Annotated in this window: 19 protein-coding genes and 1 pseudogene; 8 read left to right on the forward strand and 12 right to left on the reverse strand. The window is 66.4% G+C overall.

Annotation, left to right across the window (positions count from 1 at the left end; all coding sequences use genetic code 11):
• Nucleotides 1-161 precede the first annotated feature (161 nt).
• The 6 genes from G432_RS13185 to G432_RS13210 form a co-directional block, all read right to left on the reverse strand.
• Nucleotides 162-374, reverse strand: a complete 213-nt coding sequence (locus tag G432_RS13185) for a DUF4170 domain-containing protein (protein WP_015459313.1) — start codon at nucleotides 372-374, stop codon at nucleotides 162-164.
• Nucleotides 375-456: 82 nt separating this feature from the next.
• Nucleotides 457-1053: an MlaC/ttg2D family ABC transporter substrate-binding protein gene (locus G432_RS13190; protein WP_015459314.1), complete on the reverse strand. Its 597-nt coding sequence runs from the start codon at nucleotides 1051-1053 to the stop codon at nucleotides 457-459.
• Between the two features lie 76 nt (nucleotides 1054-1129).
• On the reverse strand, nucleotides 1130-1603 hold the full coding sequence (locus G432_RS13195) for a DUF883 family protein (protein ID WP_015459315.1): 474 nt from the start codon (nucleotides 1601-1603) through the stop codon (nucleotides 1130-1132).
• 42 nt (nucleotides 1604-1645) lie between these two features.
• The gene (locus tag G432_RS13200; protein ID WP_015459316.1) at nucleotides 1646-1990 is read right to left on the reverse strand and encodes a DUF3618 domain-containing protein; all 345 of its coding nucleotides are present in this window, start codon (nucleotides 1988-1990) and stop codon (nucleotides 1646-1648) included.
• Nucleotides 1987-2358 carry a phage holin family protein gene (locus G432_RS13205; protein WP_015459317.1) on the reverse strand — a complete coding sequence of 124 codons (372 nt, stop codon included), beginning with the start codon at nucleotides 2356-2358 and terminating at the stop codon, nucleotides 1987-1989. The genes G432_RS13200 and G432_RS13205 overlap by 4 nt, the downstream gene beginning before the upstream one ends.
• Nucleotides 2359-2366: 8 nt before the next feature.
• Complete coding sequence (locus G432_RS13210) at nucleotides 2367-2855, reverse strand: hypothetical protein (RefSeq protein WP_015459318.1); 489 nt, start codon at nucleotides 2853-2855, stop codon at nucleotides 2367-2369.
• Between the two features lie 168 nt (nucleotides 2856-3023).
• Between G432_RS13210 and eno the strand changes: the two genes are divergently transcribed.
• The 4 genes from eno to G432_RS13230 all read left to right on the forward strand — a co-directional run bounded on the left by eno (nucleotide 3024) and on the right by G432_RS13230 (nucleotide 7419).
• Nucleotides 3024-4298, forward strand: a complete 1275-nt coding sequence (gene eno, locus G432_RS13215) for a phosphopyruvate hydratase (protein WP_015459319.1) — start codon at nucleotides 3024-3026, stop codon at nucleotides 4296-4298.
• 119 nt (nucleotides 4299-4417) lie between these two features.
• Nucleotides 4418-4723 (forward strand): FtsB family cell division protein, encoded by a 306-nt coding sequence (locus tag G432_RS13220; protein ID WP_015459320.1) that lies wholly within the window; start codon nucleotides 4418-4420, stop codon nucleotides 4721-4723.
• 201 nt (nucleotides 4724-4924) lie between these two features.
• Complete coding sequence (gene pdhA, locus G432_RS13225; RefSeq protein WP_015459321.1) at nucleotides 4925-6007, forward strand: pyruvate dehydrogenase (acetyl-transferring) E1 component subunit alpha; 1083 nt, start codon at nucleotides 4925-4927, stop codon at nucleotides 6005-6007.
• Nucleotides 6007-7419, forward strand: coding sequence for a pyruvate dehydrogenase complex E1 component subunit beta (locus tag G432_RS13230; RefSeq protein ID WP_015459322.1), 1413 nt, complete (start codon nucleotides 6007-6009; stop codon nucleotides 7417-7419). The genes pdhA and G432_RS13230 overlap by 1 nt, the downstream gene beginning before the upstream one ends.
• Before the next feature lie 363 nt (nucleotides 7420-7782).
• Here the strand turns inward: G432_RS13230 and G432_RS13235 are convergent, their stop codons facing one another.
• The 6 genes from G432_RS13235 to G432_RS13260 form a co-directional block, all read right to left on the reverse strand.
• Complete coding sequence (locus G432_RS13235) at nucleotides 7783-9162, reverse strand: methyl-accepting chemotaxis protein (RefSeq protein WP_015459323.1); 1380 nt, start codon at nucleotides 9160-9162, stop codon at nucleotides 7783-7785.
• Nucleotides 9163-9216: 54 nt separating this feature from the next.
• Nucleotides 9217-9762 carry a hypothetical protein gene (locus tag G432_RS23750; protein WP_015459324.1) on the reverse strand — a complete coding sequence of 182 codons (546 nt, stop codon included), beginning with the start codon at nucleotides 9760-9762 and terminating at the stop codon, nucleotides 9217-9219.
• Nucleotides 9763-9772: 10 nt separating this feature from the next.
• Nucleotides 9773-10306 (reverse strand): hypothetical protein, encoded by a 534-nt coding sequence (locus G432_RS13245; RefSeq protein ID WP_015459325.1) that lies wholly within the window; start codon nucleotides 10304-10306, stop codon nucleotides 9773-9775.
• Nucleotides 10303-11826 (reverse strand): fumarate hydratase, encoded by a 1524-nt coding sequence (locus G432_RS13250; protein ID WP_015459326.1) that lies wholly within the window; start codon nucleotides 11824-11826, stop codon nucleotides 10303-10305. The genes G432_RS13245 and G432_RS13250 overlap by 4 nt, the downstream gene beginning before the upstream one ends.
• 147 nt (nucleotides 11827-11973) lie before the next feature.
• The gene (locus G432_RS13255) at nucleotides 11974-12669 is read right to left on the reverse strand and encodes a PEPxxWA-CTERM sorting domain-containing protein (RefSeq protein WP_015459327.1); all 696 of its coding nucleotides are present in this window, start codon (nucleotides 12667-12669) and stop codon (nucleotides 11974-11976) included.
• A gap of 194 nt (nucleotides 12670-12863) precedes the next feature.
• Nucleotides 12864-13649 carry a DUF2189 domain-containing protein gene (locus G432_RS13260; RefSeq protein ID WP_015459328.1) on the reverse strand — a complete coding sequence of 262 codons (786 nt, stop codon included), beginning with the start codon at nucleotides 13647-13649 and terminating at the stop codon, nucleotides 12864-12866.
• A gap of 630 nt (nucleotides 13650-14279) precedes the next feature.
• On the opposite strand from G432_RS13260, the gene G432_RS13265 reads away from it, so the two are divergent.
• From G432_RS13265 to G432_RS13285, 4 genes and pseudogenes are all read left to right on the forward strand, one after another.
• The gene (locus tag G432_RS13265) at nucleotides 14280-16181 is read left to right on the forward strand and encodes a ribonucleoside-diphosphate reductase subunit alpha (protein ID WP_015459329.1); all 1902 of its coding nucleotides are present in this window, start codon (nucleotides 14280-14282) and stop codon (nucleotides 16179-16181) included.
• Nucleotides 16182-16268: 87 nt separating this feature from the next.
• A pseudogene (locus G432_RS22610) lies at nucleotides 16269-17029 on the forward strand (IS5 family transposase).
• A 635-nt stretch (nucleotides 17030-17664) separates the two neighbouring features.
• Nucleotides 17665-18345 (forward strand): ABC transporter ATP-binding protein, encoded by a 681-nt coding sequence (locus G432_RS13280; RefSeq protein WP_015459330.1) that lies wholly within the window; start codon nucleotides 17665-17667, stop codon nucleotides 18343-18345.
• Nucleotides 18342-19544 carry an ABC transporter permease gene (locus G432_RS13285; protein WP_015459331.1) on the forward strand — a complete coding sequence of 401 codons (1203 nt, stop codon included), beginning with the start codon at nucleotides 18342-18344 and terminating at the stop codon, nucleotides 19542-19544. Before G432_RS13280 ends, G432_RS13285 begins: the two co-directional genes overlap by 4 nt.
• Nucleotides 19545-19762 lie beyond the last annotated feature (218 nt).

Consider the following 19762-nt stretch of genomic DNA (forward strand, 5'->3'; position numbering starts at 1 on the left):
ACGGGCCGATCGCAAGGGCTATTCCCCTTGCCGCGATTTCCGGCTAGCGTCGCGCCTGCGAATTTTCCTGATCGGATAGGAGAGGGCGAAAGTCCGGCCGTCTTCCCCGCCTTGGCGGGGAAGACGGAATAACCCCTGCCGGCCGCGCTTCAGGAATTTCCTTACATCTCCGGCTGAAGCAGCCGATGGAGATGGACCACCACATATTTCATCTCGGCATCGTCCACCGTGCGCTGGGCCGCGCCGCGCCAGGCCTTTTCCGCCGACTCGTAATCGTCGAAGAAGCCGACGACGTCGATCGCGTTCAGATCCTCGAATTCCAGCGTGCGGGGATCCTTAACGCGACCCCCGAAAACAAGGTGCATCTTGCTCATCATCATGTCCCTAATTGTGGGTTTGGCGCCCGCCTAGCACGGACGCCGCACCGCAACAATCACGAGGGCCGGCGCGCCTGCCTCAGCCCTTGGACTTCATGAACGCGACGAGCTTGTCGAAGCCGTTGCGCTGGATATAGGCGTCGAAATCGGCCGCCTGGGTAAGCGCCAGGTTGATGCCGGCGACGGTGAGGTTCGAAACCTTGTAGCCGGCCGGCGTCTTGGTGACGGACCAGATGGCGGTGATGGGCTGCTGGCCCTTCTTCACCACCTGGGTGACGACGGCGGCGCCGTTCGCCGCCGGCTGGGAACGGATGACCTTGAGGTCGGCATCGGCATATTCGAACAGCCGGTCGGCATAGATGCCGATCACGTAATTGGGCAGCGCGGCCTGGTAGGCGGCAAGCTGATCGGGCTTCAGCGTCGGCTTCCAGCGGCGGATCAGCCGATCGCCGATCTGGTCGATCGCGAAATGCTGGGAGAGGAGATCGCGGAACTTGACCTTGGCAGCCGCCCGGTTGCCGCCGCGCAGCGCGCCAAAACCTTCCTGCGAAAGCCCCGAGATGAAGGCCTGCGGATCCTGATTGTTGATCGCGGCGGCGGACGCCGGCGTCGCCAGCGCGATCGGGGCGGCAAGACCGGCCAGCGCGATCGTCGCGGCGGTGAACGGGATACGCATCGAAATCATTCTTCTGTCGCTCCGGATTTGGTTCTGCCGCGGCTTTCGCCCCGGATCGGTGAACCGGGCTTGAATATCAGTGATTCTTGACGGCGTTGACCGCGGCGCTGCCGGCGGCGCCCGCCGATCGGGTGGCGGCTTCGAACAGCTTGCCCACCTGCTGGGACGCCGCATCCTTGTTGATGCCGAGGTCGTCCAGAGTTTCGCGCCCGGCTTCCTTGGCAGCGGCGATCGCCACGCGCGCGGCTTCGTTGAGCTTGCCGCCGACCGGCGCCAGCGCCGCCTTCTCGCGTTCACCGCGCGGCAGGAGCGCGCCCACAACCGCGCCGATCGCGATGCCGGCGACAAGCGCCGCGACGGGATTGTCCTCGATCCCCTGGATCGTCGCCGATTTCGCCTCGGATGCCTTCTCCCGCGCGCTTTCCAGCGCTTCGGACGCGGCGACGCGGGTATTGTGCGCCCGTTCGCGCAGCTGATCCTTGGCCTCGCTCAGCTTCTCGCTGGCATAGGCGCCCGCCCGTTCGGCGCTGTCCTTCACGCTGTTGCTCATCGCTCGTCTCCTCGTTCCGCCGGGCGGGCCGGCGCGATTGGGTCAGTCTTCGCCAGAACCGTTCGGGGCGGCGGCGGTTTCCTCCTCCGTCCCCGCTTCGTCTCGTTTCGCCAGCAGGTGCATGATGCCCCGCACGATGGGCTTGCGGGCAAGGAACAGTGCGACGCCGCCGGCGATGGCGGCGGTGCGCGCCGGCTTCTCCTTCGCGGCTGCCAGCGCCTCGGCCGCCAGCTCCTCGCCATGCTCGCGCAATTCGTCCCATGCCTCGCGCGCCAACGCCTTTGGATTGAGCCTTGCCTGGATCTCGCCCAGCGTGCTGCCGAGCCGCGCGCGGGCGGCGGCGGCGCGGGCGCGGGCATTGGCGATATCCGCTTCGTCGCCGATCACCGGTCCCGCTCCGCTTGCGTCGGCTCATCCTCTTCCGGCGGCGCGACCGTCGGCAGGCGTTTCAACCCCTCGCGCACCAGCAGGCCGGCGACGAGGAAACCGGCAAGCCCCGCGACGATCCCGCCGCCCACCGGGCCGATGAAGCGCGCGAGGCCGATCGCGAAGCCGATCATCAGCGCGCTGGCGGAGCCGAGGGCGATGAGCACGCCGGCCAGCATCAGCGCCACCGCCAGCCTTGCGGCCAGCGCGCGGCGGATGGCGAGCCGGCGATAGACCGCCAGCTCGGCGCGGATCAGCTCCCCCCCCTGATCGACGGCGCGATTGAAGAGCTCGCCGATCGAAGTGCCTGGTTCCTTCGCCCCCGCCATCGCGATGCTCAGGCCGATTTGTCCTGCCCGCCATCCTTGCCGGCCCTCACCAGCCGGGCGAGGACGAAGCCGACGGCAACGGCGGCGCCGATCGCGAGCGCCGGGGATTTGCGGACGACGGTGCGGGCATCCTCGAGCAACTCGTCCACATCCTTGGAGCGCAGCGATGTCGCGACATTGGATACGGCGGAGGCCGCCTTGCGGGCATAATCGCCATATTGGGCGCCGACCTTGTCGTCGATGGTGCTGGCCGCGTCGTCCATCAGGCGGGTGACGCTATCCAGCCCCTCGACGGCCTTCTCCTTGCCGATCGCGGCATAATCGCGGGCCTTGCCGGTGGCCTGCTCCTTGAAGTCGCTCGCCTGCTCGCCGACCTTTTCCTTCGCCGCGGCAAAGGCTTCACGCGCCTTCGATCCGGTGGGATTGATATCGATCTCGGCGGCGTTGGGCGTGGCCGGCTGGTTCGGCTTTTCGGTGGAATCCGGGGTCGTGGGCATGTGCGTCTCCGTCGAAAGCGTTTCGCTGTCCGCTTCTCCAACATCCGCCCCTGCCCGGATGTTCCGCCGCGAAACCATTCGCTACACGGCCGGCGAAGCGTTGCCTATCGCTCCTCCTGCGGATAGAGCGCGGGCCATCCAGCGTCCAGAAAAAGGTGCGATTCCGAAATGACTGCGATCATCGACGTCCACGCCCGGCAGATCATCGACAGCCGGGGCAATCCCACCGTCGAGGTTGACGTGACGCTGGAGGACGGCAGCTTCGGCCGCGCCGCCGTGCCGTCGGGCGCCTCCACCGGCGCGCACGAGGCCGTCGAGAAGCGGGACGGCGACAAGAGCCGCTGGCAGGGCAAGGGCGTGAGCGCAGCGATCGACGCGGTGAACGGCGAGATCGCCGAGGCCGTGACGGGCATCGACGCCGAGGACCAGCAGGAAATCGACGCGGTGATGATCGATCTCGACGGCACGCCCAACAAGGGCCGGCTGGGCGCGAACGCGATCCTGGGCGTCAGCCTTGCGGTGGCGAAGGCCGCTGCCGATGCGCGCGGCCTGCCGCTCTATCGCTATGTCGGCGGCACCGCCGCCCATGTGCTGCCGGTGCCGATGATGAACATCATCAACGGCGGCGTCCATGCCGACAATCCGATCGATTTCCAGGAATTCATGATCATGCCGGTCGGCGCGGAAAGCCTGGCCGAGGCGCTGCGCTGCGGATCGGAAATCTTCCACACGCTGAAGAAGGCGCTGCACGACAAGGGCCTGGCGACGGCGGTGGGCGACGAAGGCGGCTTCGCGCCGAACCTCGCCTCCGCGCCGGCCGCGCTCGACTTCATCATGGCGAGCATCGAGAAGGCCGGATACAAGCCGGGCGACGATGTGGTGCTGGCGCTCGACTGCGCGGCGACCGAATTCTTCAAGAACGGCGTCTATGATTTCGAGGGCGAAGGCGTGAAGCGCTCGCCCGCCGAAATGGCCGATTACCTCGCCGATCTCTGCGCCCGCTACCCGATCAAGTCGATCGAGGACGGCATGGGCGAGGATGATTTCGAAGGCTGGAAGATCCTGACCGACAAGATCGGCGACAAGGTGCAGCTCGTCGGCGACGACCTGTTCGTCACCAACCCGGAACGCCTGCGCCAGGGCATCAGGGACGGCCTCGCCAATTCGCTGCTGGTGAAGGTGAACCAGATCGGCACGCTGTCCGAAACGCTGGAGGCCGTCTCCACCGCGCAGCGCGCCGGCTACACCGCCGTCATGTCGCACCGCTCGGGCGAGACCGAGGACGCGACCATCGCCGACCTCGCCGTCGCCACCAATTGCGGGCAGATCAAGACCGGGTCGATGGCCCGTTCGGACCGGCTGGCCAAATATAACCAGCTGCTCCGCATCGAGGAGGAACTGGGCTTCGTCTCGCGCTACGCGGGCCGCTCGATCTTCAACTGATCCTTGTCCGGGCCGCACGGCGGGGCCTATGCCTCCCGTGCGGCCTAATTTATGCGGGAACCGGGCCGCTCCGCCGATTCAGGCTTGCCTTGGCGGCGTGTTAGTGATTCCTGATTCGGGTGATACGCAAGCGCTCTCCCTTCCGCCTTCTCGCCACCGCCGCCGCGCCGACGCTGGCGGTGCTGGTGATGCTGATGTTCGCCGGCTATGCGGTGCTCGGTTCGAACGGCCTGCTGGCGCGCGGCGAATATCATAAGCAGCTGGCCGACGCGAAGGTGAAGCTCGCCCAGGTGGAGGCCGAGAAGCAGCGGCTGCTGAATCGCAAGCGCCTGCTTTCCCACGGCGATCCCGATCTGGCCGACGAGCTTACCCGCGGCGCGACCGACATGGTCGGCCAGGACGAATATGTCATCGTGACCAAGTGATGCTCCGCTGGCGGCGGGCGCCTTCTCCGCGCCCGTTTCGGACTCGTTTTCGTTAGATCGTTACGCCTTTCCCGGTCGTCGTGACGGAATCTTTCCCAACGCTGTCATGGCGTTCGAAACCCCCGAGTGCCGTTGCGGAATCGGGTGTTCGCGGCCTATAGACGGCCCGACATCCGTATCTCTCCACAGGAGCGTTCCAGCTTGGCCAAAGCAGCACAGCCGCGAACCCGCAAGGCGCCCGCCGCCGCGCGGAAGCCGGCGGCATCCGCCGTCCCCGCATCCAACCGCGAGCGCCCGGCCGAACCCGTGCGCTACAAGGCCTCCAAGCAGGAGATGCTGGATTTCTACCGGCAGATGCTGCTGATCCGCCGGTTCGAGGAAAGGGCCGGCCAGCTTTACGGCCTGGGGCTGATCGGCGGCTTCTGCCACCTCTATATCGGCCAGGAAGCGGTGGCCGTGGGCCTCCAATCGGCGCTGACGGTGGGCAAGGACAGCGTCATCACCGGCTATCGCGACCATGGGCATATGCTGGCCTATGGCATCGATCCCAAGGTGATCATGGCGGAGCTGACCGGCCGCGAAGCCGGCATCTCGCGCGGCAAGGGTGGCTCGATGCACATGTTCTCGGTGGAACATGGCTTCTACGGCGGCCACGGCATCGTCGGCGCGCAGGTGTCGCTGGGCACCGGCCTCGCCTTCAAGCACAAATATGCCGGCGACGGCGGCGTGTGCCTGGCCTATTTCGGCGACGGCGCGGCCAACCAGGGCCAGGTCTATGAGAGCTTCAACATGGCGGAGCTGTGGAAGCTGCCGATCATCTTCGTGATCGAGAACAACCAATATGCCATGGGCACCAGCGTGAACCGGGCTTCGGCGGAGGACCAGCTCTACCGCCGGGGCGAGAGCTTCCGCATCCCCGGCATCCAGGTGGACGGCATGGACGTGCTCGCGGTGCGCGGCGCGGCCGAGGAAGCGCTGGAATGGGTGCGCGGCGGCAAGGGGCCGATCCTGCTCGAGCTCAAGACCTATCGCTATCGCGGCCATTCCATGTCGGACCCGGCCAAATATCGCTCGCGCGAGGAAGTGCAGGCGGTGCGCGACAAATCCGACCCGATCGAGCATCTGAAACGCGAGCTGGAAGCGGCCGGCGTTTCCGAGGACGAGCTGAAGCAGCTTGAGAAGGACATCCGCAAGACCGTGCAGGATGCCGCCGACTTCGCCGAGCAGGCGCCCGAGCCCGAGCTTTCCGAACTTTATACCGACGTGCTGGTGGGACAGTATTGATGGCGATTGAACTGAAGATGCCGGCGCTTTCCCCCACCATGGAGGAAGGGACGCTTGCCAAGTGGCTCGTCAAGGAAGGCGATGCCGTCAAGTCCGGCGACATCCTGGCCGAGATCGAGACCGACAAGGCGACGATGGAGTTCGAGGCGGTCGACGAGGGCACGATCGCGAAGATCGTCATCCCCGAGGGCACCGATGGCGTGAAGGTGGGCGAGGTGATCGCGCTGATCGCCGGCGAGGGCGAGGATGCCGCCGCCGTCGAGGCCGCGCCGGCCAAGGCGCCCGAGCCCGAGGTGGAAGCGCCCAAGGCCGAGGCGTCGCCCGCCGCCGGCGAGGATGGCGGGCCGCGCAAGGCGGATACCGGCACCAGGCAGCTTGCCTCCGAAAAGGCGGCCACGGTCTCCGATCCCGATATCCCCGCGGGCACCGAGATGGTGAAGACCACGGTGCGCGAGGCGCTGCGCGACGCCATGGCGGAGGAGATGCGTGCCGACGATCGCGTCTTCGTGATGGGCGAGGAAGTGGCGCAGTATCAGGGCGCCTACAAGGTGACGCAGGGCCTGCTCGACGAGTTCGGCGACAGGCGCGTCATCGACACGCCGATCACCGAATATGGCTTTGCCGGCGTCGGCACCGGTGCGGCGATGGGCGGGCTGAAGCCGATCGTCGAGTTCATGACGTTCAACTTCGCCATGCAGGCGATCGACCACATCATCAACTCGGCCGCCAAGACCAACTATATGTCCGGCGGCCAGATGCGCTGCCCGGTGGTGTTCCGCGGCCCCAACGGCGCCGCCAGCCGCGTCGCCGCGCAGCACAGCCAGAATTACGGCCCCTGGTATGCCAGCGTGCCAGGCCTGATCGTGATCGCGCCCTATGACGCGGCCGATGCCAAGGGCCTGCTCAAGGCGGCGATCCGCTGCCCCGATCCGGTGGTGTTCCTCGAGAACGAGCTGCTCTACGGCCACAGCTTCGAGGTGCCGAAGCTCGACGATTATGTGCTGCCGATCGGCAAGGCGCGCATCGTGCGCGAGGGCCGGGACGTGACGATCGTCAGCTATTCGATCGGCGTGGGCGTCGCGCTCGACGCGGCGGAGAAGCTGGCGGCCGAGGGCATCGACGCCGAGGTGATCGACCTGCGCACGCTGCGCCCGCTCGACAAGGCGACGGTGCTGAAGTCGCTCGCCAAGACCAACCGGATGGTGGTGGTCGAGGAAGGCTGGCCGGTCTGCTCGATCGCGTCGGAAATCGCGGCGATCGCGATGGAGGACGGCTTCGACGATCTCGACGCGCCGGTGCTGCGCGTGACCAACGAGGACGTGCCGCTGCCTTATGCGGCGAACCTCGAAAAGGCCGCGCTGATCAAGGCCGACGATGTCGTGGCGGCGGTCAAGAAGGTCACCTACCGCTAAGCGATCTTCGGACGGCAAGGAAAAAGGGGAGGGGCGCCCGGCGTGCCCCTCCCCTTTTTCGTATCCGGGCTGGCGAATGGTCCGGAGTGCGTGTGGATAAATCGATGGTCGCTACCCGCGATCTTCATCGGATGGCGACCGCCCGGACATACCGCCAAAAACCGTCATTCCCGCGCAGGCGGGAATCCATGGATGCGGTTGGCTCGATAGAGTCGATGGCGCCCGACACAATGGATTCCCGCCTGCGCGGGAATGACAGGTGGGGAAGGGCGGCGAAATATCTGCTTCCCCGGCCTTCCGATCTTAGGCCGGGCGCGGCACTTCGAGACCCAGCGGTCGCCCCCGCGGGGAACTCACCTGCCCTCAGCCCTGATCCTCATAGGCGAGCTGCAGGATGCCCCAGTGGCGGCCGGCGACATGGATCGATGCGATCACCTGCTTCAGCAGCATCACGCCGCCGCCGGCCACCGGCCGGCGATAGGCCTTGAGCCAGAAGGGCTCGGTGAGCCGGCACTGGATGCGCTGGTCCTCATAATCGAAGAACACCTGATGGCGGCTGTGCTCCGCGTTCCAGATGGGATCGTCGCGGCGGGGCAGCGAGCGTTCGGGCATCTGGACCGCGCCGAAGGTGTTGCGATCGGTGAGCGACATGCCGAAGAAGCCCGGAAGCGCGCGCGCCTTTTCCTGATGCGGGCGGGCGGCCGCGACGATCAGGTCGGTCGCGGGATGCTGATATTGCTTCGGGTCGGTGCCGGGGATCGGCTCATAATGATCGGAGAAGAACGCTTCGGCCGAGATGCGCCCGTTGCGGATATCGGCTTCGAGCGCCGCGACGATGGTGCCGGCCGCATCCAGCGCGAAGCGGACATAGGGGCTGTCCGGTATCTCGACCCCGGTTTCGGCCATGTGCTGCAGCAGCACGTTGGTATCGTCGCTGACATGGCTGAGGCGATCGCTGAGCCGCACGAGATCGGCGGCATTGGCGCTGGAGGTGCTGGTGAGCGCATCGAGGCCGGTGCGGATGCCGGATACCGAACCGACGATCGATTCGAGGCTGCCGGCCACCGCGTCGCTATTGTCGGAAAGGCCGCGCATCAGCGTGGCGAGGCTGCTGACCAGGGTCTCGATCTCGCGCGTGCCTTCGTGCGCGGAGCGGGCCTTGTCCACGCCCGTGCCGATCCGCGCCAGCATGGCCTGCGCCTCGGCGGTGAGCGCGCCGATCGATTCGTTGATCTTGGCGGTGGCGGCGGCGGTTTCCTGGGCGAGCTTCTTCACCTCGCTCGCCACCACGGCGAAACCGCGCCCGGCATCGCCGGCGCGCGCCGCCTCGATCGTGGCGTTAAGCGCCAGGAGGTTGGTCTGGCCGGCAATCTCGCTGATCGCTTCCGTCACGCTGGCGACGGTCGCCAGCGCCGCGTTGAAGCTGCCGAGCCCCGCATGGATCTGGCTGACCTGCTCGATCAGGTCGACGACATTGTCGGTGGCGGCATCCAGCCGCGCGCTGGAATCGGCGATCACGTCGCGGGCGGCCGACGCCTTTTCCTTGGCGTCGCGCGCCGTGAGCGACACGGCCGAGCGATCGCGCTCCAGCCGATCGGCATCCGCGCCGATCCGTTCCACCGTATTGGCCTGTTCCGTAACCCGTTCGGCAAGCGCCGCGATATCCGCCTGGAGATCGAGCGTCCTTATCCCAAGGTCGCCCGACAGCTTCGCCGCCTTCACGACCGTCTGTGCAATCTGCATCCGGCTATCCCCGTTCAATATACGGAGAATATGCGGGAGATGCCTAACAAGCGGTCAACGCTTCCCCGCGCGCCGCCCGGCGGGCTTGAGCCGATAGCGGCGCGCGCCCAGCGTTTTGGCGAGCAGGGCGGTGATCGCCGCCTCGTCGCGCTTCAGCCGGCCGCGATGCAGCAGCGACAGGCCGATCACGATCGCCATCATGCCGAGCGGCGCGGCCATCAGCAGCGCCCGCACCAGCGGCGTCACCATGCTCGTCCAGCCGATATAGATGGAGAACAGAACCATCGAGGCGAACCAGCCGATCATGTAGCGGCTGGTGTCGGTCGGCACGCGGAAGCGGCCGCGTATCTGGGTGTTAGCGCCGTCGCGATAGAGGCGGGCGTGGAGCGCGAATTCGCTGTCGGCGCGCCGGTTGCGATGGCGGCAGGCGATATGGAGCGCATCGCGGCCGACGCTGCCGGCGAATACCATGTCCGGCCCGCCATCGGTGAAGGCCACGTCGCCGCCGGCCACGAGCAGCGGCGCCAGCCTGTCGACGCATTCTTCCGGCGAAAGCGGCACGCGATAGCGCGCATCGCGGCCGGTGAGTTCCGGGATCATGCGGGGCGGTTCACCTGTCGCCTTCCTCCGCGCGATAGCTGCATCCCGCGAAGGTGGCGCCGGGATGGGACGGGAAGGCGGTGACGATCATTACCCGCTTATAGGTATAGGACATGCCGAGATCGGCATCATGCTCCACCCGGCGATCGACCAGCTTCTCCCCGAAGAAGCGCGTGTCGTCCGGGATCGTGTTGGCGATGCCGACCTCGCCGGCGATCGTGGCGGGGGCGACTTCCGGCAACATCGCCAGCACGGCGGTGCCGGCAAAGCCGATCCGGTCGGTGGTGCGGCCGAAGGCGGCGATGGGGGCGGGCAGGCGGAATTCGACGATGGTGGGCTCGTCGCCGTCCACCCGCGCCCAGCCGCGCGATGCGCCGCCATTGTCCGGCCCCGTCGCCCAGGCGACGAAGCCGTTGAACTGGCGGGCATCGAGCCTGCAGGCGACGACATCCTCCACCCGCACCGCCGATGGATTGAAATCCGGGGCGCCGGCCGCGCCGGGGGCGGCAGCCAGCAGCAATGCGGGGAGGAGGGCGATCGTCATGCGGTTTCGAGCAGCCTTTCCCTGGCGATCTTCTCCCGCCAGACGAGCGGAGCCATATGGTGCACGTTCTGGCCGGTGGAATCCACCGCCACCGTCACCGGCATGTCCTGAACGTCGAACTCGTAGATCGCCTCCATGCCGAGGTCCTCGAAACCGACCACGCGGGCGCCCTTGATCGCGCGGGCGACCAGATAGGCGGCGCCGCCCACCGCCATCAGATAGGCGGCCTTGTGCTTCCTGATCGATTCCACGGCCGCGGGGCCGCGCTCCGCCTTGCCGACCATGGCGATCAGCCCGGTCTGCTCCAGCATCATGTCGGTGAACTTGTCCATGCGGGTGGCGGTGGTGGGGCCGGCGGGGCCGACCACCTCGTCGCGCACCGGATCGACCGGGCCGACATAATAGATCACCCGGCCCTTGAAGCTGACGGGCAGCTCCTCGCCCTTGGCCAGCATGTCCTGGATGCGCTTGTGGGCGGCGTCGCGGCCGGTGAGCATCTTGCCGTTCAGGAGCAGGCGGTCGCCCGGCTTCCAGCTCGCCACGATTTCCGGCGTCAGCGTATCGAGGTCGACCTTGATCGCCTCCTTGCTCGGCGTCCATTCCACCTTGGGCCATTCGTCCAGGCTCGGCGGATCGAGATAGACGGGGCCGGAACCGTCGAGGGTGAAGTGGGCGTGGCGGGTGGCCGCGCAGTTGGGGATCATCGCCACCGGCTTGGAAGCCGCGTGGGTCGGATAATCCATGATCTTCACGTCGAGGATGGTGGCGAGCCCGCCCAGCCCCTGCGCGCCGATGCCGAGCGCGTTCACCTTGTCGAAGATCTCGATGCGCAGTCGCTCGATATCGTTCTGGGGGCCGCGCTGCTTGAGCTGGGCCATGTCGATATGGCCCATCAGCGATTCCTTGGCCAGGCTCATCGCCTTTTCGGCCGTGCCGCCGATGCCGATGCCCAGCATGCCCGGCGGGCACCAGCCGGCGCCCATCTGCGGCACCATCTCCAGCACCCAGTCGACGATGGAATCGCTGGGGTTCAGCATCTTGAACTTGGACTTGTTCTCGCTGCCGCCGCCCTTGGCCGCGACGTCGATATGCACCTTGGCGCCGGGCACCATCTCCACGTTCATCACGCAGGGCGTGTTGTCCTTGGTGTTGACGCGGCCGAAGGCGGGGTCCTTCAGGATCGAGGCGCGCAGCCGGTTCTCCGGGTTCAGATAGGCGCGGCGCACGCCTTCATCGACGACCTCCTGGAGCGACTTGTCGCTGTCCAGCATGCATTGCTGGCCCCATTTGACGAAGACGGTGACGATGCCGGTATCCTGGCAGATCGGGCGGTGGCCCTCCGCGCACATGCGGCTGTTGGTCAGGATCTGGGCGATGGCGTCCTTCGCGGCCGGCCCCTGCTCGGCCTCATAGGCGTCGCCCAGCGCGCGGATATAATCCATCGGGTGGTAGTAGCTGATATATTGGAGCGCGTCGGCGACGCTCTCGATCAGGTCGGCTTCCTTGATGATGACGGTCATGGGCTCCCTCTACGGGTGGGACGTGGCGCGAAACATCGGGCGCGATCCCACGCGGGAATCGCGTCGTTCGGGGGTGGCCTTACGCGTTTCGCGCACCCATTCCAACCGGCGGTCCCCGGTTGATGGCCCGCTAAGTGGGCCGACCCGCTATGCGGGCAGCGGCCTGCCGTGCCGGAGCACGCCGCCGATGAGGCCGAATCCGGCGATCATCATCGCCCATGTCGCCGGTTCCGGCACCGGCGGCGGCGCGGCGCGGGTGGAGATCGCGCCGACCGCGTCGATGTCGGCGCCGACGGTGGCGCCTGTCGTGCCGCCATTATTGGCCACGTCCGTCAGGCGGATATAGGCGAAGGCGGAGGAGGAGCCGTAGCCGAACGCATCGATATCGATGCCCCGCGTCGATCCGCCGATGGCGCCGACCGAGAGCCAGTCGATGCCGTTGACGCTGATATCGACGATCGTGCCTTCCACATCGGGGCCGACCTCGAAGATCCACAGATCGTCCGCATCGGAATCGCTGCCGGTCAGCAGATTATCGACGAAGCGGAGCACGATCCGCCCGCCCACGCCCAGCGAGACGAAGCTGCAGGCATCCTGCGACGCGCAGGAATTCACCCCGTTATAATCGGGCACGCCGAGCGCGTTGGCGGCGCCCTGGTGCGGTGCTGTCGGCGCATTGCCCTCGAGGCCGGGCTGGTAGGAGACCACGGCATCGGCGAAGGAAAGGGCGCCCTGCGGGAATTCGACTCCGCCGATGATCTCCGCCCTGGCGCCGGCCGCGCTCATGCCGAGCGTCAGGACAGCTACGCCGGACAGGAATATCCGCTTGGGAAAGCTGCTCATTTCGAACCCCTCCTCCATAGGCCGCCGCCGGGGCGTGCCGGCGGGGCATCGTTGAGCGATCCGAAAGGCGTTCGAGCCCCTGTTATCGGGCGAAGCGTGGTCCCGATGGCGTCATGCTGTCAATGCGCGGCCCATAAGGGGTAGGGGCCGGATCGGCATCTTTCTTCCGCCGCCCCGACCCGATCCGGCATGCCCTATCGTTCCACAAGCCGGGTGTAGAGATGCCAGGTGGCATAGCCCAGCACCGGCAGCACCACCGCCAGGCCCACGAACAGGGGGATGCAGCCGATCACCAGCAGCGCCGCGACGATCAGGCCCCATGTGCCGATCGCGACCGGATTCTGGGTGGCGGCCTTGAAGGAGGTGGCGATGGCGGTGCCGACATGGACGGGCCGGTCCACCAGCATAGGGAAGGTGACGACGCTGCTGGCCAGCGCGATCACCGCGAAGCCGAGGCCGACGAGGTTGCCGAAGATGATGAGCCGCCAGCCTTCGTTCGTGGTGAACAGCTGTTCGAGGAAAGCCGATATGGTGAGGCCCTGGCTGAGGCCGAAGGCGCCCTGGTAGAGCCGCCAGGCGGTGCCGACCCAGGCGACGAACAGCAGGGCCAGCGTGAGGGTGGCGAGCAGCAGCTCGCGCCCGCGCGGGCCGCTCCACGGATCGAAGAAATGGGTCCAGCCCGATTCCAGCCCCTGCTCGCGCCGGCGGGCAAGCTCGTAGAAGCCCGAGGCGACCGTCGGCCCCAGCAGCGACAGGCCGGCGACCAGCGGGAAGAGCAGGGGGATAAGCTCCCCGTTCAGCGCGAACCAGGCCGCGATGAAGCCCACCAGCGGATAGATGAAGCCGACCAGCAGGATATCGCCCCGCTTCTCCCGGAAATCGTGCCAGCCCTCGGCGAGCGCCCAGCGCAGATCGGCCATGCCGATCCTGCGGACGTCGGGGATTCTCGTCTCTTCGGAAACGGGTGTGATCGCGACCATGGCGGCCCTCCTGATGGCGGGACGGGCTGCGCCCTTCCCTCGAGCGGCAATTGGATCAGCAAACGGACCGGCGGCCGGCGACCCGAGGCAGGCCGGAGGTCGATCCCGATCCTACGCCTGCCGGCGCCACGCGGGAAGCCGAAATTGCCCAAGGCCGGGCGCCCGCCGATTGCGGCCGCACCGGCCCTTTCGGGAATATTTTTTTGTTCCTCTTTCATTCTCTTGCGGCGGCGCGGAGTGCAGGAAAATCCGCGCGTCGCAGGCCATTTTTCCGCCGGCGGGTGCGACGAACCGAATCGGAGCGGCGATGAGCCGTGGAGGCGCCAAGCGAATTTACATCTTGCGTCCGGACGGGGATCGGGCACTATGGATAGTGGTCGTGCCAGGGGGCTGGCCCCAAGAGATTGTTAAACCCGTGCCGTATCCTATATTTGCGGAACGGCTGTTTGCGTCTCTTTGACGTGGGATTGCGGCGGAAAGCCGGTCCCCTTCCGCCCCCCGGCATGCTAGGCTTGGGGAGCGTGGCTTCCCGGCCGAACATTCTGGGAACGATCGGGCCGCAAAGGCCCGTCCGGCACCCCGGATGGCCATGATTTTGACGACGGATAACCGGGCAAGGGCGACGCGACGATGGACCTTTCAGGCAGCAACAACGAAGCGGGCGCGAGCGACGTGGCCACCACCCTCGAAGCGACCAGGGCCGAAGCCGGGACGGACAGCCCGCACGGCGTGCTCAAGCGGCCCTATCCGGTCGAGGTCGATCACGGGCGTGACGCGCTCCTCACGGATTTCGGCAAGGAGACGCTGAAGGACCGCTATCTGCTGCCGGGCGAAAGCTATCAGGACCTGTTCGTCCGCGTGGCCTCGGCCTATGCCGACGATGCCGCGCACGCCCAGCGCCTCTACGACTATATCTCGAAGCTTTGGTTCATGCCGGCCACGCCGGTGCTCTCCAACGGCGGCACCGGGCGGGGGCTGCCCATCTCCTGCTATCTGAACTCGGTGGACGACAGCCTTCAGGCGATCACCGAGATCTGGAACGAGAATGTCTGGCTCGCCTCGCGCGGCGGCGGCATCGGCACTTATTGGGGCAATGTCCGCGGCATCGGCGAACCGGTCGGCCTGAACGGCAAGACCAGCGGCATCATCCCCTTCGTCCGGGTGATGGACAGCCTGACGCTGGCGATCTCGCAGGGCTCGCTGCGTCGCGGCTCGGCCGCCTGCTATCTCGATATCTCGCACCCGGAGATCGAGGAGTTCCTTGAAATCCGCAAACCCAGCGGGGATTTCAACCGCAAGGCCCTGAACCTCCATCACGGCGTGCTTCTGACCGACGCCTTCATGGAAGCGGTGCGCGACGGCCGCGAATGGGAACTGACCAGCCCCAAGGACGGCAGCGTCCGCGGCAAGGTCGATGCGCGTTCCCTCTTCCAGAAGCTGGTAGAAACCCGGCTGGCGACGGGCGAGCCCTATATCGTCTTCGCCGATACGGTGAACCGGGCGATGCCGAAGCATCATCGCGAACTGGGCCTGAAGGTCTCGACCTCCAACCTCTGCTCCGAAATCACCCTGCCCACCGGCCGCGACCATCTCGGCAACGATCGCACCGCCGTCTGCTGCCTGTCCTCGCTCAACCTCGAGACGTGGGACGAGTGGAACGGCGACAAGCAATTCATCGAGGACGTGATGCGCTTCCTCGACAATGTGCTGACCGATTATATCGATCGTGCGCCCCCGGAGATGGCGCGCGCCAAATATTCGGCGATGCGCGAACGTTCCGTGGGCCTGGGCGTGATGGGTTTCCACAGCTTCCTCCAGGCGCGCGGCCTGCCCTTCGAAGGGGCGATGGCCAAGAGCTGGAACCTGCGCATGTTCAAGCATATCGCCGCCAAGGCGCAGGAAGCGTCGATGCTGCTCGCTTCCGAACGCGGCGCCTGCCCGGATGCCGAGGATCGCGGCGTGATGGAGCGTTTCTCCTGCAAGATGGCGATCGCGCCGACCGCGTCGATCAGCATCATCTGCGGCGGCACCTCCGCCTGCATCGAGCCGATCCCCGCGAACATCTATACGCACAAGACGCTGTCGGGCAGCTTCTCGATCAAGAACGTCCATCTGCAGAAGCTGCTGCAGGCCAAGTCCAAGGATTCGGACGCGGTGTGGAATTCGATCCTCGAGCAGGGCGGCTCGGTCCAGCATCTCGATTTCCTCAATCAGGAGGAAAAGGACACGTTCAAGACCAGCTTCGAGATCGATCAGCGCTGGCTGCTAGAGCTGGCGGCGGACCGGACGCCCTATATCGATCAGGCGACCTCGCTGAACCTGTTCATTCCCGCCGACGTCGAGAAGTGGGACCTGCTGATGCTGCACTTTCGCGCGTGGGAGCTCGGCATCAAGTCGCTTTATTATCTGCGGTCGAAATCGATCCAGCGCGCGGGCTTTGCGGGCGGCGTGGAGGCGGACAACACGCCCGACCTCAAGAAGATCGAGCTGGCCACGACCACCGATTATGACGAGTGCCTCGCCTGCCAGTGAGACGAGGCCGCTAGGTTGAGAACCCATACAAGTTGTTGATACTTTCTGGTAAATATCTGCCTGCGATAGGTTCGAGCAGGAGCGGCGATGGCACGGCATTTGTTTTGGTTGTCGGATGAGGCGTGGGCGGCGATCGAGCCACATCTTCCGCATGGGCGCCCGGGCAAGCCTCGGGTCGACGATCGGACGGTGATCTCTGGCATCCTGCATGTGCTCAAGACAGGCTGCCGGTGGCGCGATGTTCCGGCTGCATATGGGCCGCCGACCACCATCTACAATCGCTACAACCGGTGGGCATCGCGCGGCATCTGGCAGCGCTTGTTCGAGAAGATCGCTGGTGCCGGGCCGGTGCCGGACGAACTGTCGATCGACAGCACGCATGTGAAGGCGCACCGCTCGGCAGCGGGCTCAAAAAGGGGGAGTGGCAGGAAGCGATCGGCCGCTCGCGCGGTGGGCGGACCTGCAAGGTCCACTGCCTGGCCGATGATCGCGGCCGACCGGTTGCCATCGCCCTGACACCCGGCAATGTCGCCGACATCAGCATGGCGGTGCCGCTGCTAAGCGTCACCGCTCCGGCCCGACGCCTGATCGGCGACAAAGCCTATGACGCCAACAGCCTGCGCCGCTGGCTCGCCGAGCGGCGCATCAAGGCCGTGATTCCGTCCACTGCCTCACGCCGCACGCCCTACCCGCTGAACAGGCGCATCTATCGCCGCAGGAATGTTATCGAGCGCCTCTTCTGCAGGCTCAAGAACTGGCGCCGCATCGCCACGCGATATGACCGATATGCCACCAATTACCTCGCCGCCATCGCACTGGTCGCCACCATCGCCGAGTGGATCAAATGAGTCCCCAACCTAGGGCACCCGGCTGGAGCGACAGCCGGGTTTCGGCGCGTCGAGGGCCTGCCTGATGGCCGGAATGCCGGGGGAGCGCGGAGGGACGCTAGTGAAATGCCTGCGCTCCCCCGGCATTCCCCTTTTCGCGGGAATGACGGATCGGGCCGGATCGGACCAGGCAGGCTTTTTCTGCGGAAAGGCACATTGCCGGCCTTCCCGCCACTGCTGATTCAAATCTGAATTTTCCACGCTGTCCGGGCCATGGGCAGTCCACGCCAGGGCCGCCGCTGCCGGCATGCACGAACGGGAAAACGCACCCGCCGCCCCGATCCCGTCGGTGGCGGCGGGTGCGTCTTTGCATGGCTGAAACGTATATATCCGCAAGGCATCGTCTGGTCGGGCATGCCGGGAAACGGGATCGCTCTGTTCGGATCGGATATCGCAAATGACCCAATATCCGGCGGGCCCAGATATTGGAGCCGGCCGATCGCCAGATTGCCGCCATGACATTGCCAAATCTCGCGAGGTCGGGTGCCGTTCATCGCAGAGAGTTTGCAGGCGCTTATGCTGCACTGCGGAAGTATAATCCTTCTATTGACTCATATGAGTATTTTCCATCCATATGATTATATGGAGGGGATGCGGTGCTGCGGTTGAAAGAGGTCGAAAAGGCCTATGGCGTTGCCGCGAATCCGATTCCGGTGCTGAAGGGCATTTCCTTCTCGATAGAAAATGGCAGCTTCTGCGCGATCCTGGGGCCTTCGGGATCGGGCAAGAGCACCCTGCTCAACATCATCGGCCTGCTCGATCACCCGGATCGCGGCGAGGTCCTGCTGGGCGATAATGCGGTGAACTTCGCCTCGGCGGAGGAAACGGCGCGGCTGCGCAACCGGCTATTGGGCTTCGTCTTCCAATCCTTCCAGCTGCTGCCCCGCCTCCGCGCCTGGGAGAATGTCGCCCTGCCGCTGCTCTATCGCGGCATTCCCAAGGCGGATCGCCGGCCGAAGGCGCTGGCGCTGCTCGATCGGGTGGGGCTGGGGCACAGGGCCGATCACCTGCCCTCCGAGCTTTCGGGCGGCCAATGCCAGCGCGTCGCCCTGGCACGGGCGCTGATCGGCGATCCCCAGTTGATCCTGGCGGACGAGCCGACCGGCAGCCTCGACAGCGGAACGTCGCTGGAGATGATGGACCTGCTCAAGGATCTCAGCCGCCGGCTGGCGGTGACGATCGTGATGGTCACCCATGATCGCCAGCTGGCCGAACGCTGCGACAGGCGGATCGAGCTGCTCGACGGGCAGGTGATCGCCGATACGGTGGCCATGTGACGCAGCGCGCGCCCGCGACTTCGGGAATTCCGCTGGCCGAGATCATCGGCGAGGCGTTCGCCAATCTGCGGGTGCAGGGGCGGCGATCGGCGCTGGCGCTGCTGGGCATCCTGATCGGCACCGCATCGATCGTGGCGCTGCTCAACATCGGCCATATCGCGCAGCTCGAGACGCTGAAGCTGTTCCGCCATCTGGGCGTGGATACGGTGCAGCTGCAGGCGACGCCCACGGGGGAAATGCCGCCCGGCTTCGATCCGGACGTGGTGGCGCAGCTGCCGGCGCGCGATCCCGATGTGCTGCGCGCCGTTCCCATCATCACCGGCCGCGCCTCGATCAGCGCTGGCCGCCAGACCACCGATGCGGGGATCGTCGGCATGCCCCCGGCCTTTGCGGCGACCGTGGGGCTCGCCCCCCGGCTGGGGCGGCTGTTCCGGCCGATCGACAATTGCAGCCCAGTCGCGCTGGTCGGCAAGGGGACGGCGGAGAAGCTGTCCGCGCCGGGGGCGGAGCTGCTGCCGGGCGCTGCCATCATCGTCGGCAATTACGGTTTCACGGTGATCGGCATCCTGATGCCGACCGCCCTCGAGGCGATCAATCCCAGCGATTACAACGAATCCGTCATCGTGCCGCTGGCCTGCTCACGCCGTGTGGTGGCGGGTGGCGTGCCCAATATCGTGCTCGCCAAGCTGCGCCCGACGGCGGACCCCGATATCGTGGGGCAGCGGCTGTCGGCGATGCTGGCCAACCCGCGATCGGCGATCCAGGTGATCAGCGCGCGGACCTATATCAAGACGATGAACGCGCAGAAGGCGGTGCATTCGCGCATGCTGGCCGCCGTCGGCGCTATCTCCCTGCTGGTGGGCGGCATCGGCGTGATGAACGTGATGCTGATGGGCGTGATGGAGCGCCGGCGCGAGATCGGGCTGCGCGCGGCCATTGGCGCCACGCCGCGTGACCTGCGGACGATGTTCATCGTCGAATCCGCGACGCTGGCGGTGGCGGGCGGCCTGTTCGGCGCATTGCTGGGCTTGCTGGCGACCTATTTCGTGGCGCGAAGTTCGGGCTGGACCTTCAGCATCGCTTATTATGTGCTGCCGCTGGGGACGGGCGTGGCCGGCCTCGTCGGCCTGATATTCGGCCTCTATCCCGCGATCACCGCGTCCCGCCTGAAGCCGATCGAGGCGCTTCGTGCGGAATAGGGGGCGCATAGCCGGGCAGATCGGGCAAAGCGGGCGGTTCGGCAAGGCTCGGGGCGCTTGGCGGCACCTTCAACTCCCGGGGCGTCGCGCAGCCGGCGGGCAACAGCAGGCACAGGCAAAGGCCGATTCTGGTGCCGATCATCGCCGCCTCCCCTGGTTGCTGATTGCGTGCCTTTGTGGCGCGATCGCCCCGGATCTGGCAAGCGCGCAGAAGATCG

Source organism: Sphingomonas sp. MM-1, assembly GCF_000347675.2.
Taxonomy (GTDB): domain Bacteria; phylum Pseudomonadota; class Alphaproteobacteria; order Sphingomonadales; family Sphingomonadaceae; genus Sphingomonas_E; species Sphingomonas_E fennica.